Genomic DNA, 13569 nt, shown 5'->3' with positions numbered 1-13569 from the left:
CCGCCCCTGTCAGCCGCGGCACCCGAACGCCGAGGGAGCGGATCAGGGCGGCCGATCACGTCGTCCCGCGGCGGGCGTCCGGCCCCCGGGCCCACGCGCGCCCCCGTGCGCGCGGTGGTGCCCGGAACCGGACTCGAACCGGTACGCCCCCGAGGGGCAGCGAGGTTTAAGCTCGCCGTGTCTGCATTCCACCATCCGGGCCTGGCGCGCGGCTCCGCGTTGGCACATGACCCTATCCGGGGGCACCCCTCCACCGGACGGACAGTGGCTCGATGTTGTCCTATTTTATTGATCTCTTGAGGGTGTGTCAGCACACGTGGAAGGCATAGTCACATGCCCGGGCGGGGTAGCGGGCCCGGCGGCCGCGTATCCGGATTGACGGAAAGTCGCCGCACCCGCACAGCCGATTCGCCAGGGGCGCGCCATGGATCGCCAGGGCCGCGCCACCCCTATCGGGTGACCACGTCGTTGACGCAGCGCAACACCGGGTGCGCGCCCAGGGCGTCCGGGTCCGCCAGGACGGCCCCCGTGACCGTGAAGACCGCGCTCTCCCCGGGCAGCAGCGTGACGAGCATCTCGTCCACCTCGGCCGCCGGGTCCAGCCGGTCGGGGAAGAGCGCGAGGTCCCGCAGCAGGGTGCGGGCGGTCACCTCGACGCGGTAGCCGGGCGCCGTGCCCCCGCTCTCCGTGACCGTGACGTCGTACCGGGCCGGCGGCAGCGCGAGGCGGGTGTCCTCCTCGTAGAACTCCACCGCCCGGGTGTCGCCGAGGCACGCGACCAGCAGTTCGCGGGTCCGGTCGGCGGGCTCGGCGACCGACGGCGGCAGCGGGACCCGGGTGACCGAGCGCGCGGCCGTGCTCACCACCACCTCGTCCTCGGCCAGGACCGCCCCGTCCAGGCCGTGGCGGGTCAGGCGGAGCGTGCCGGTCCATGCGGCGGGGGCGTCGTTGACGAGGTGCACGGCTCCGTCGCGTACGGCGATCAGACGGTCCGCGTACACGGCCCGCAGCGCGTACCAGAGCGGCTTGCGGCGGCCGTCCCCGTCGACGGCCGCCCAGGAGACGACCGGCCAGCAGTCGTTGAGCTGCCACACGATCGTGCCCATGCAGTACGGCGTGTGCGAGCGGAAGTGGCGGATGCCGAACGCCACGGCGCGGGCCTGGTTGAGCTGGGTGAGCCAGAGCCAGTCGTCGAAGTCCGCACCCGGCTGCGGCAGGTGGTCGCCCAGACCCCGGAGCAGCTTGGCGTTGCCGTCCTCGGCCTTCTGGTGGTGGGCCACGAGCGGGGCGTCGGGGGTCAGCGGGCCGCTGACGGCGCGGCGCAGGGTGGCGTACGCGGGCGGGCCCTGGAAGCCGAACTCGGCGACGAAGCGCGGCACCCGGTCGGCGTAGGCGCGGTAGTCGGCGCGGTTCCACACGTCCCAGATGTGGACGGTGCCGCTCGCCGGGTCCTGCGGGTGCGCGTCGGGTGTGCCGGAGTAGGGCGAGCCGGGCCAGTAGGGGCGGGTCGGATCGGTCTCGGCGACGATCGCGGGGAGCAGTTCGTGGTAGTAGCCGTACCCCCAGGTCCGGTCGCCCAGTTCCTTCTGCCAGCCCCAGTCGGCGTGCCCCTCCAGGTTCTCGTTGTTGCCGCACCACAGGACGAGCGAGGGGTGCGGGGCGAGGCGGGTGACGTTCTCCCGGGCCTCCGCCGCCACCTGGTCCCACAGCGGCTGCTCCTCCGGGTACGCGGCGCAGGCGAACGGGAAGTCCTGCCAGACGAGCAGGCCCTTCTCGTCGCACAGCTCGTAGAAGTCGTCGCTCTCGTAGAGCCCGCCGCCCCAGACCCTGACCAGGTTGACGCCGGCGGCGACCGCCTGGTCGAGGCGGTCGGAGATCCGCTGCCGGGTGAGCCGGGAGGGGAAGCAGTCCTCGGGGATCCAGTTGACGCCGCGTACGAAGACGGGCTCGCCGTTGACGACGAAGCGGAACGCCTCCCGCTCCAGCGTGACGCCGCGGAAGCCGGTCCTGAACCGCCGGACCTGCCCCCCGAGCCGGACGGTGACGGCGTACAGGGGCTGCTCGCCGTGGCTGTGCGGCCACCAGGGCGCCGCGCCGGGGACGGAGAGGGTCACGGTGGCCCGGTCCTCACCGGCGAGGACGGTGAACGCGGTCCGCTCGCCCGCGGCCTCCACGACGGCTTCGAGGGCCTCCTGGCCGGACCGGTCGACCTCCACCGTGACCGCCAGCCGTGCCACCCCCGCGTCGTCGAGATCCGGGAGCAGGGTCACCGACGCGATCCGCGGCCCGCTCCAGGTCTCCAGGGCGACCGGCCGCCAGATGCCGGAGGTCACCAGCGTCGGGCCCCAGTCCCACCCGAAGTTGCACGCCATCTTGCGGAGGAAGGCGTACGGCTCCGCATACGCGCCGGGGCGGTCGCCCAGCCGCTCGCGCAGCTCCTCGGCGTAGGTGTACGGGGCGGTGAACCGGACGTCGAGGGTGTTGGCGCCCTCGGCCAGCACCGCGCGGACCGGGAAGCGGTGGCCGCGGTGCTGGTTCGCGCTGCGGCCCACCTCGATGCCGTTCAGCAGGACGGTGGCGACGGTGTCGAGGCCGTCGAAGCAGAGGTCGGCGTGGTCGTCCCCGTCCGGGGTCCAGTCGAACGTGGTCCGGTACGTCCAGTCGGTGCGGCCGATCCATCCGAGCCGGTTCTCGTTGTCGTCCAGGTACGGGTCGTCGATCAGCCCCGCCGCGAGGAGGTCGGTGTGGACACAGCCGGGCACGGTGGCGGGCACGCCCCCCGCGGGGAGCCCCAGCGGCACGGGACTCTCGGCGGTGAGCGTCCAGCCGTCGTGCAGGGGCAGGTGGCGAAGGGTCACGCGGAGGTCCTTCCGCAGTCGGGGAGCTGGGCGCAGGCGACGAAGTGGTCCGGCTCGGTCTCGTACAGATCCGTGTCCGTGGCGCCGCCGCCCGCGTGGAAGGCGCAGCTTTCCAGCGGCTGCGGCGGGTCCCACGGGGTGTTGAGCCGGGGCACGGCGGCCAGCAGGGTGCGGGTGTAGGGGTGGAGCGGGTTGCCGAACACCTTCTGGGTGTCGCCGCGCTCGACGACCCGGCCGCGGCGCAGCACCACGGTCCTCTCGGCGAGGTAGGTGCCGAGAGCCAGGTCGTGGGTGATGTAGAGGACGCCGAGGCCGCGTTCCTTGAGGGCGGCCAGGAGGTTGAGGACGTCGATGCGGGTGGAGGCGTCGAGCATGCTGGTGATCTCGTCGGCGACCAGGAAGCTCAGGTCGAGCAGGAGGGCGCGGGCGATGAGGAGGCGTTGCAGCTGGCCGCCGCTGAGCTGGTGCGGGTAGCGGCCGAGCACCTGTCCGGGGTCCAGGCGGACGTCCCGTACGGCCTTCTCGACGCGGTGGGCCCACTCCGTGTCGGACACGCCCGGGTGGTAGGCGCGACGGACGAGGGAGAAGACGCGGTCGGCCCGGAAGACGGGGTTGTAGCAGGAGAAGGGGTCCTGGAAGACGCCCTGGACGCGGCGGTAGAAGTCCTTGCCCGGGCGGACCGGGCGGCCGTCCAGGGTGAGGCTGCCAGAGCTGACGCCGGTCAGGCCGAGGATCATCCGGCCGATGGTGGACTTCCCGCTGCCGCTCTCCCCGATGAGGGAGACGACTTCGCCGGGTTCGGCGGTGAAGGACACCCGGTCCACCGCGGTGACGGAACCGCCGCCGAAGGCTCCGGCGCGGTAGGTCTTGGTGACGTGGTCGAGGGTCAGCATCAGGCCTTCCAGCATGCGACGGAGTGACGGGGGGCTATCTCCACGACCGGTGGTTGTTCGGCGCACTGCTCGTCGGCGAGCGGGCAGCGGTCGCGGAAGCGGCAGCCGGCCGGGGGGTTCAGCAGCGAGGGCGGGGCGCCCGCGATGCCCTTGAGCGGCTTGTCGGCGTACCGGGCGCCGACTTCGGGGAGCGAGCCGAGCAGCAGCTTGGTGTAGGGGTGGCGGGGCGCGGTCGTCAGGACCTTCGTGGGGGCCTTCTCGGCGAGTCTGCCCGCGTACATCACCATGATCGAGTCGGCGATGTGCGAGGTGAGGCCGAGGTCGTGCGTCACGAAGATCATGCTGGTGACCAGGCCCTTGTCGCGCAGCCCGGTGAGCGCGCCGACGACGGCCCGCTGGGTGGAGACGTCGAGGGCCGAGGTGACCTCGTCGGCGATGAGGACGGACGGGTCGAGGAGCGTGGAGATCACCATGACGGTGCGCTGCTTCATGCCGCCGGAGAGTTCGATCGGATAGCGGTTCAGGATGTCGTGGTCCAGGCCCACCAGGTCCAGGCGGCGGTGCAGTTCGGCGGTGTCCACGCTGACGCCGCGCGAGGCGAGCAGTTCGCGGATCATGCGGCCGATGCGCCGGGTCGGGTTGAGGGCGCTCATGGAGTACTGCGGTACGAGCGAGATCCGGTGGAAGCGGAAGGCGTTCATCGCCCGGTCGTCGGCCACGGGCACGTCGTCGCCGTCGAGGGTGACGGTGCCGCCCGCGTGCCGCATCCGGCCGTCGAGGCGGATGAGCGACTTGCCGAGCGTCGTCTTGCCGCAGCCGGACTCGCCCGCCAGGCCCAGGATCTCCCCGTCGGCCAGGTCGAAGGAGACGCCGTCCAGGGCCCGGACCTCGCCGCGCAGGGTGCGGTAGTGGACGCGGAGGTCGGTCACGGTCAGGGTCATGTGCTCAGGGCCTCTCCGGGAGCGGTCACGGTGGAAGTCATGGCTCACGCCTCCCGCAGCTTCGGGTTGAAGACCTCGTCGAGACCGACGTTGGCGACGTAGAGCGCGCCGACGATCGCGGTGATCCCGGCGCCCGGGGGAACGAACCACCACCACATGCCGAGTTGGAGCGCGCTCCACTGCTGGGCGCTCTGCAGCATCATGCCGAGCGAGACGCCCTCGGTGGGGCCGAGCCCGATGAAGTCGAGCGAGGAGGCGATCAGCACCGATCCGCCGAAGAGCAGGATGAACATCATGAAGAGGTACGAGCTCATGTTGGGCGCGATCTCGCGGAAGACGATCCGCCAGGTGCCGCTGCCGCTGAGCCGGGCCAGGTCCACGAACTCCCGGGTGCGCAGCGAGAAGGTCTGCGCCCGGATGGCGCGCGCCGCCCAGGGCCACGAGGTGAGGCCGATGAACAGCCCCTGGACGGGGACCGAGCGGACCCCCAGGTAGGCGTTGATGATCAGCAGCACGGCGAGCGCGGGCAGCACCAGGACCACGTTGGTGAGCATGTTGAGGATCTCGTCGACCGCTCCGCCGCGGTAGCCGGCCAGGAAGCCGACGAGCATCGCGATGACGGCGGCGATGGCCCCGCCGACGACGCCGACGAGGAAGGTGGCGCGCAGCCCGTGCACGAACTGGGCGTAGACGTCCTGGCCGAAGGTCGTGGTGCCCATCCAGTACGTGCCGTCGGGCGGCGCGGCCTGCGGGCCCACGTACTCGTTGGGGTCGGCGCTGTCGAGCAGCGGCGGGCCGATGATGCCGACGAGCAGGAGCAGCACGACGACGGTGAACCCGATGATGAGCTTGGGGTTGCGCACGGCGTAGTGCAGCGTCTCGCGGCCGGGCTTGGCCGCGGCGGCCGCGGGCCCGGGCGCGGGCCCCGCCACGGGTCCGGGCTCGGTGGCCGGTTCGGGCACGGTAGTCATGACTGGCCTCCTGCCATGCCGGTACGGGTCCGCGGGTCGACGACGACGTACACGATGTCGATGAGGAAGTTGGCGATCAGTACGCCGATGACGATGAACAGGAACGCGCCCTGGAGCAGGAAGAAGTCCTGGTTCTGGATGGCGGCCAGGATCAGCGAGCCGAGCCCGGGATAGGCGAACACGATCTCGGTGACCAGGGCCCCGGCCACCAGGACGCCCAGTTGCAGGGCGAGGCCGGTGATCTGCGGCAGCACGGCGTTGCGGAAGGCGTAGCGGCGGATGAGCCGCTGCGGTGCGCCGAGGGCCGACAGGTAGGAGGAGTAGTCGGACTCCAGCTCGTAGATGATCATGTTGCGCATGCCGATGGCCCAGCCGCCGAGCGCGACCAGGAAGAGCGAGAGGAACGGCAGCACCCAGTGCTGGAGCAGGTCGACGGCGAAGGCGGTGGACCAGGTGGGCTGGATGTCGAGGCTGTAGCCGCCGGAGAGCGGGAACCATCCGGCCTTGGAGCCGAGTGCCCAGGCGAGGATGACGGCGATCCACATGTACGGCATCGCGGTCAGCAGGTAGCCCGCCGGCAGCACGGTGTTGTCGAGCACCTTGCGGCGGGCGGCCAGTGCCCCGGCCCAGTTCCCGACGAACCAGCTGAGCAGGACGGCCGGGATCATCAGCCCCAGCGTGTACGGGAGTGCGTCGAGCAGCACGTCGGCGACGGGCTTGGGGAACACCCAGATGGACAGCCCGAAGTCACCCTGCAGCAGTGCGCCCCAGAAGTGGAGGTACTGCTGCCAGACGGGCTCGTCGAAGCCGAAGAGGTCGTTGTAGTAGGCGCGCATGGCCTCGACGGCCTCGGGCTGCGAGACCCGGGCCCTGGACACCATGGCGGCGACGGGATCGCCGGGCATGAAGCGCGGGATCATCCAGTTCACGGTGACGGCGACGACGAACGTCAGCGCGTAGATCAGAAGTTTGCGGGCGAAGTAGCGGCGCAAGGGGGCTCCCCGGAGAGAGCCCCGCCGTGCGAGCGGCGGTCAGGGCGGCGTGCGCACGGCGGGGCGGTCATGGAAGGAGGAGGACCGGCGCGGGGCCGGTCCTTCTCAGAACGGCCGTGTCACTTGGCGGGCTTCAGCTGGGTGAGGGCTTCGAAGCCGCCCATCTCCAGCCAGTTGCGCCACAGCGCCGGCGCGTACTTGGGCGCACCCGCGGCGTCCGAGGGCCAGTTCGTCCAGCTGCCGGTGGTCGACTGGGACCAGAGGCCGTTGTACCAGAGGGGGATGACCGGCATCTCCTTGAGCTGGATCGCCTGGATCCTGGAGATGACCTTCTTCATGCCCTCGACGTCGTCCGTCTTCACCCCGCCGAGCTCCTGGACGAGCTTCCAGGCGTCCTTGTTCTCGTAGCGGCCGAAGTTGACCGTGTTCTGCTGCTTCTGGACGGGCAGCTGGAACATGTACTCGTAGTACGTCCACGGGGTGCTGGACAGCTGGCGTTCGTTGTTGACGATGAGGTCGAAGGCGCCCTTGCCGCGCGTCTCGTTGAGGGCGTTGGCGTCGGGGAACTCGGTGGTGATGCCGATGCCCGCCGCCTTGGCGGACGAGGCGATGACCTTCGCGGCCTCCATCCAGTCGGTCCAGCCGGTGGGCACGGCCAGCTTCAGACTGATCCTGGAGCCGTCCTTGTTCTCCACGAGGCCGTCGCCGTCGGTGTCTTTGTACCCGGCGTCCGCGAGGATCCGCTTGGCCTTGTCGGTGTCGAAGGTGAAGCCCTCCTCGGCGACGAGGTCCTGGTCGACGAACTTGTCCCACTGCGGGAGCAGACCGGTCGGGTTGGCCGGCTTGACCAGCTCCCCGTAGACACCCTTGACGATCTTGCCGGTGTCGACCGAGGCGGCGAGCGCCCGGCGGAAGGCCGCGTCGTTCATCGGCTTCCTGGTGGTGTTGGGCACCAGCCAGGCCGTGTTGGCGGAGAGCATGTAGGGCGGCTTGTCGTAGTACGACACCACCTTCTTGCTCTTGACCAGCGAGGAGGCCCCGGGCAGGAAGTTGTTGCTGAGGTCCAGCTGGCCCTGGCCCAGCTGCCCGATGACCACTTCGTTGCTCGGGTTGGAGACGTCGACGATGTAGCGGGGCGCCGGCTTCATGGAGAGCGCCTTGACGCCCCACCAGTCGTCGCGCCGCTGCCACACGACCCGGTCCTGGGAGTGGCTCTTGAGCGTGTACGCGCCGGAGCCGACGGGCTTGTCGTTGACGCCGTCGAGGATGTCCTTCTCGGAGCGCTTGCTCCAGATGTGCTCGGGGACGACGGGCTGCCCGTAGAGGGTGAAGTCCCACTCCTGGTAGCGGGCCTCCTTGAAGGTGAAGCGGACCGTCGTGGCGTCCACCGCCTTCGCGTCCGACAGCCAGCTCCACAGGGTGTGGAAGGACGAGGCCTCGATCTTGCCGAGCCCGTAGGAGTACGCGACGTCCTTGGCGGTCAGCGGCTTGCCGTCCGACCAGGTGATGCCCGGGCGGATCTTGACCTCGTACGTCTTGTCGCCGGTCCAGCTGCCCGACTCCGCCAGCCAGGGGGTCAGCTTGCCCGCGTTGGGGTCGAAGTGGAACAGCGTCTCGTAGACCAGGCCCTTGGTGCCGGTGGCGTGGTCCCAGTTGTGCAGGGGGTTGTAGTTGGCCGGCGGCCCCCACTGCGTACCGGTGGTGTAGAGCGTCTCGTTGCGCGGGAGCGCGCCGCCCCCGCCACCGCCCGTGCCACCGGAGCCGCCCGCCGAGGAGCCGCCCCCCGTGCACGCGGTGGCGGCGAGTCCGATCACGGCGAGCGTGGCCGCGATCCGTCCCCGGAATCCCGTCCCCATCGTCCCTCCATCTCCCCGCCGTCGCTGCCGAGCGGAGTTACTGAACCGGGTAAGTGACGTGAAGCTAAGGCCGGCGAGTGGGCATGTCAAGGGAACGGGAGCGCTCCCATCCCCTTTATTTTCAAGGACAGTTGGGCCACCATCATTCCGGTGAGGGAGCTTCGTGGAGAGAGGACCGACCCCCAGGGTGTGCGTGTAATACGAACCGGTTAAGCGAGGTCGCATTGCCCAGACACCGCCCCACCATCGCCGACATAGCGCGCCGCGCCGGGGTTTCCAAGGTCGCGGTGTCCTATGCGCTGAACGACCGGCCCGGCGTTTCGGCCACGACCCGCGCCACCATCAAGGCCATCGCCCAGGAGATCGGCTGGCAGCCCAGCAGCGCCGCCCGCGCCCTCACCGGCGCCCGCGCCGACGCCGTCGGCCTCGCCCTGTGCCGGCCCGCCCGCCTGCTCGGCGTGGAGCCGTTCTTCATGGAGCTGATCAGCGGCATCGAGAGCGAACTGGCGCCCCGGGGCTGCGCCCTGCTGCTCCAGGTCGTCCCCGATCCGGCGCAGGAACTGGACGTATACCGCCGCTGGTGGGGCGAGGGCCGGGTGGACGGCGTGTTCCTGGCCGATCTGCGCAGCCCCGACCCGCGGATCGAGGGCGTCGTCGGACTGGGGCTGCCGGCCGTGGTCATCGGCCACCCCTCGGCCGCCGGCGCGCTCCCCTCCGTGTGGTCGGACGAGCACACCGCGGTCCGCGACACCCTCGCGTATCTGACCGCGCTGGGCCACCGTTCGGTCGCCCGGGTCGCGGGGCTGCGCGGCCTCGACCACACCGAGCGGCGCGACCGGGCCCAGCGCGAGGTCTGCGCCGAACTCGGGCTCGGCGAGCCGGTCATCGTCCACACCGACTACTCCGGCCAGGACGGGGCGCACGCGACGCGACGGCTGATCAGCTCCCCGCGGCGGCCCACCGCCGTCCTCTACGACAACGACATCATGGCCGTGGCCGGCCTCTCCGTGGCCCAGGAGATGGGACTCCGCGTGCCGGACGACCTCTCCCTCGTCGCCTGGGACGACTCCCAGCTCTCCCGGGTGGTCCGGCCGCCGCTCACCGCACTGAACCGCGACATACCCGCGTACGGAGCACACGCGGCACGCACCCTGCTGTCCCTGGTCGTCCACGGCACGGCGGCCGGCTACGAGGACGTGCCGGCCCGGCTCGTCCCGCGCGGATCGACGGCCCCGCCCGACCGGCCGTAGGCCGTGTCATACCCCAGGCGTACGCCGGGCCCCGGTGGTGCGACTCAAGGCTGTCCCGGGAACGGGCACCGGGAGTGACGACCCGAGGCCGAACGGCGGAGACGATGGAGCGGTGCCCCTGCCCCGGGCCCCCGCCGCCCGGCGAGGCCGTCGGGCGGGCCCCCCGTCCCGTACGAACCCGACCCTGGAGAATCCCGTGACCACCATGTCCACCGCTCACCGCGCCACCGCGGTGGCCGCCCGCGCCACGGAACTGTCCAAGGTCTACGGGGAGGGTGAGACCAAGGTGACGGCACTCGACCGGGTCACCGTGGACTTCCCGCAGGGCGAGTTCACCGCGATCATGGGCCCCTCGGGCTCCGGCAAGTCCACGCTGATGCACTGCGTCGCCGGCCTCGACAGCTTCAGCAGCGGGTCCGTGCGCATCGGCGAGACGGAGCTCGGGTCCCTCAAGGACAAGCAGCTCACCCAGCTGCGCCGGGACAAGATCGGCTTCATCTTCCAGGCGTTCAACCTGCTGCCGACGCTGTCCGCGCTGGAGAACATCACGCTCCCGATGGACATCGCGGGCCGCAAGCCCGACCAGGACTGGCTGCGCAAGGTCATCGACATGGTGGGTCTCGCCGACCGGCTGAAGCACCGGCCCACCGAGCTCTCCGGCGGCCAGCAGCAGCGCGTCGCCGTCGCCCGCGCCCTGGCCTCGCAGCCCGAGATCATCTTCGGTGACGAGCCCACCGGGAACCTGGACTCCCGCTCCGGCGCCGAAGTCCTCGGCTTCCTGCGCAACTCGGTACGTGAACTGGGCCAGACCGTCGTGATGGTCACCCACGACCCGGCGGCCGCCTCCTACGCGGACCGGGTCGTCTTCCTCGCGGACGGCGCGATCGTCGACCAGATGATGCACCCCACCGCCGACGGGGTGCTGGACCGGATGAAGGCGTTCGACGCCAAGGGCCGCACCAGCTGAGCCCCGGCCCTCCCCGGGCCCCCGGGTCCTGTCCGCGGTTCCCCCCTCCGCGCCCCGCGCGGACGGCGGGGAACTCCCGGCAGGACCTCGTCGCCACCCCATCCGGAACCCCTCCCTCTCCCAGGACTGACAGACATGTTCCGTACCGCCCTGCGCAATGTGCTCTCGCACAAGGCCAGGCTGCTGATGACCGTCCTCGCCGTCATGCTCGGCGTGGCCTTCGTCTCCGGCACCCTGGTCTTCACCGACACCCTCGGCAACGCCTTCCGCAACCAGTCGGCCAAGAGCTACGACGGCATCGCCGTCGCCGTCACCACCTACGCCGACCGGAACGACGAGAAGTCCGGGGCCATCGACGCCGCCACCCTGAAGAAGATCGAGGCCCTCGACGGCGTCGCCTCCGCCACCGGCCGCGTCGACGGCTTCGCCGGCGTCGCCGACCCCGACGGCAAGCTCATCGGCAACGGCTGGTCCAACACCGGGTCCAACTTCGCCCCCGGCAAGGACGGCAAGGACGCCCAGTACACCTTCACCGACGGCTCGGGACCGACCGCCGCGGGCAGCGTCGCCCTGGACGAGAGCACCGCGAAGAAGGGCGAGTACGAGGTCGGCGACAAGGTGCGCGTCTCCACCAACGGACCGGTGAAGGAGTACACCCTGTCCGGTGTCTTCACCACCGAGGACGGTGCTGTCAACGCCGGCGGCAGCCTGGTCCTGTTCGACACCCCCGTCGCCCAGAAGCTGTTCCTGCGGCCGGGCGAGTTCAGGGACGTCACCGTCTCCGCCGCCCCCGGCACCACCGACCAGCAGCTGCTGACCGCCGTGAAGCCGCTGCTGCCCGAGCACGCCGAGGCCAAGACCGGCAAGGCCCGCGCGGACGAGCAGGCCGACCAGACCGAGACCGCCCTGAGCGGCCTCAACAATCTCCTGCTCGCCTTCGCCGGCGTCGCCCTGTTCGTCGGTGTCTTCCTCATCGCCAACACCTTCACCATGCTGGTCGCCCAGCGCACCAAGGAGCTCGCGCTGCTGCGGGCCGTCGGCGCCTCGCGCCGACAGGTCAAGCGCTCGGTGCTGCTCGAAGCCGCCGTGGTCGGGTTGATCGCGTCGGTCGTCGGGTTCGCGCTGGGCCTCGGCCTCGCCACCGGGCTGCGCTCCGCGATGAGCCTGATCGGCGGGAAGATCCCGGCCGGCCCGCTGGTCGTCGCACCGCTCACGGTCGTCGCCGCCTTCGGCGTCGGCGTCCTGATCACGGTCCTGGCCGCCTGGCTGCCGGCCCGCAGGGCGGCGAAGATCCCGCCGGTCGCGGCGATGAACAGCCAGTACGCGGTGGCCACCGTGAAGTCCCTGGTGCTGCGCAACTCGATCGGCGGCGTCCTCACCCTGCTCGGCGGGGCGGCGGTCGTGGCAGGCGCGGCGCAGGCCGGGTCGGACGGTCAGCTCCTCATCGCGGGCGGCGCCTTCCTGGCCCTGATCGGCGTCATCATCCTGATCCCCCTGCTGTCCCGCCCGGTGATCGCCCTGGTCCGCCCGCCGATGCTGAGGCTGTTCGGGGTCTCCGGCAAACTGGCCGCGCAGAACGCGGTCCGCAACCCCCGCCGCACCGGCGCCACCGCCTCCGCGCTGGCGATCGGCCTCACCCTCGTCACCGGCATCTCGGTGCTCGGCGTCACCCTCGGCCAGGCGGTCGACAAGGTGACGACGGACAACATCAAGGCCGACTACATGGTCTCGATGGCCGGCGGCGACTCACTCGACGAGTCGGCGCTCACCGCCCTGGAGAAGGCCGACGGCGTCAGCGCGGTCTCGCCCCAGCAGGCGGTCTGGCTGACGCTCGGCGGCGCCGGGGTCTCGGCGTCCGGCGTCACCCCCGGCGAGGTGCAGAACGTGCTCACGGTCGACACCGTCTCGGGAACGATCGACTCCCTCGGCAGGGGCGAGATCGCCGTCTCGGACAAGACCGCGAAGTCGCACGGCTGGAAGACCGGGGACACCGTCCCGGTCACGTACGAGGACGACAAGAAGGGGACGCTGAAGGTCGGGGCCCTCTTCAAGGAGAACGAGTTCCTCTCGCCCGTCCTGATCCCCCGTGACGTCGTGGCCCCGCACCAGGCCCGTGCGGAGATCCGCGAGATCTGGCTGAAGACCGACGGCGGCGCGAGCGCGGCCAACGAGCAGGCCCTGGTGGACGCGCTGGGCGACAACCCGGGCATGAGCATCATGGACCGCCAGGCCATCCGTGACATGTTCGGCGGTTCCATCAACCTCGCGATGAACATCATGTACGGCCTGCTGGCCATGGCCCTGATCATCGCGGTCCTCGGGGTCGTCAACACCCTGGCCATGTCGGTGTTCGAGCGTCAGCAGGAGATCGGCATGCTGCGCGCCATCGGCCTGGACCGGCGCAAGGTCAAGCGCATGATCCGGCTGGAGGCCGTGGTCATCTCGCTCTTCGGCGCGGTGATCGGCATCGGGCTCGGCATGTTCCTCGGCTGGGCGATCGGCGAGACCGTGGCGGCCAAGATCCCGCAGTACGTCCTGGTCGTGCCGTGGGGCCGGATCGCGGTCTTCCTGCTGCTGGCCGGACTCGTGGGGGTGCTGGCCGCCCTGTGGCCGGCCCGCAGCGCCGCGAAGCTGAACATGCTGACGGCGATCAAGACGGAGTAGTGCCCGCGGGAAGCACGGCCGAGGGCCGGGACCCGCCGATGCGGGTCCCGGCCCTCGGCCGTGTCCGGTGTCAGCCGGTCGCGGACGCCTTCCAGTCGCGGGCGCGCAGAGGCATGCGGGAGCCCCCGCCCTCGGCCGGACGGACCGCGAGGATCTGGTTCACACCGATCTTGTTGT

General features: G+C 70.9%; 9 protein-coding genes and 1 tRNA gene. 3 read left to right on the top strand and 7 right to left on the bottom strand.

What is annotated here, in order from left to right:
- Positions 1-115: 115 nt before the first annotated feature.
- The 7 genes from E6R60_RS30025 to E6R60_RS29995 all read right to left on the bottom strand — a co-directional run bounded on the left by E6R60_RS30025 (position 116) and on the right by E6R60_RS29995 (position 8511).
- Positions 116-201, bottom strand: a tRNA-Leu gene (locus E6R60_RS30025).
- A gap of 248 nt (positions 202-449) precedes the next feature.
- Positions 450-2858, bottom strand: coding sequence for a glycoside hydrolase family 2 TIM barrel-domain containing protein (locus E6R60_RS30020; RefSeq protein WP_136329845.1), 2409 nt, complete (start codon positions 2856-2858; stop codon positions 450-452).
- A complete protein-coding gene (locus tag E6R60_RS30015; RefSeq protein WP_240802732.1) occupies positions 2855-3766 on the bottom strand; it encodes an ATP-binding cassette domain-containing protein in 912 nt (303 codons plus the stop codon). Before E6R60_RS30015 ends, E6R60_RS30020 begins: the two co-directional genes overlap by 4 nt.
- The gene (locus E6R60_RS30010; protein WP_136329844.1) at positions 3751-4692 is read right to left on the bottom strand and encodes an ABC transporter ATP-binding protein; all 942 of its coding nucleotides are present in this window, start codon (positions 4690-4692) and stop codon (positions 3751-3753) included. Before E6R60_RS30010 ends, E6R60_RS30015 begins: the two co-directional genes overlap by 16 nt.
- 44 nt (positions 4693-4736) lie before the next feature.
- Positions 4737-5663: an ABC transporter permease gene (locus E6R60_RS30005; RefSeq protein WP_136329843.1), complete on the bottom strand. Its 927-nt coding sequence runs from the start codon at positions 5661-5663 to the stop codon at positions 4737-4739.
- Positions 5660-6655, bottom strand: coding sequence for an ABC transporter permease (locus tag E6R60_RS30000; RefSeq protein ID WP_136329842.1), 996 nt, complete (start codon positions 6653-6655; stop codon positions 5660-5662). The genes E6R60_RS30005 and E6R60_RS30000 overlap by 4 nt, the downstream gene beginning before the upstream one ends.
- 119 nt (positions 6656-6774) lie before the next feature.
- On the bottom strand, positions 6775-8511 hold the full coding sequence (locus E6R60_RS29995; RefSeq protein ID WP_136329841.1) for an ABC transporter substrate-binding protein: 1737 nt from the start codon (positions 8509-8511) through the stop codon (positions 6775-6777).
- A 224-nt stretch (positions 8512-8735) separates the two neighbouring features.
- Between E6R60_RS29995 and E6R60_RS29990 the strand changes: the two genes are divergently transcribed.
- The 3 genes from E6R60_RS29990 (at position 8736) to E6R60_RS29980 (ending at position 13392) form a co-directional block, all read left to right on the top strand.
- Positions 8736-9761 carry a LacI family DNA-binding transcriptional regulator gene (locus E6R60_RS29990; protein WP_136329840.1) on the top strand — a complete coding sequence of 342 codons (1026 nt, stop codon included), beginning with the start codon at positions 8736-8738 and terminating at the stop codon, positions 9759-9761.
- Positions 9762-9957: 196 nt separating this feature from the next.
- Positions 9958-10728 (top strand): ABC transporter ATP-binding protein, encoded by a 771-nt coding sequence (locus E6R60_RS29985; RefSeq protein ID WP_136329839.1) that lies wholly within the window; start codon positions 9958-9960, stop codon positions 10726-10728.
- A gap of 135 nt (positions 10729-10863) precedes the next feature.
- Positions 10864-13392 (top strand): FtsX-like permease family protein, encoded by a 2529-nt coding sequence (locus tag E6R60_RS29980; protein ID WP_136329838.1) that lies wholly within the window; start codon positions 10864-10866, stop codon positions 13390-13392.
- Positions 13393-13569: the final 177 nt, after the last annotated feature.

The sequence above is a fragment of the Streptomyces sp. A0642 genome (genome assembly GCF_004795105.1).
GTDB lineage: Bacteria > Actinomycetota > Actinomycetes > Streptomycetales > Streptomycetaceae > Streptomyces.
Note: the sequence above shows the minus strand (reverse complement) of the source record. Positions and strands in the feature narration are given on the sequence as shown.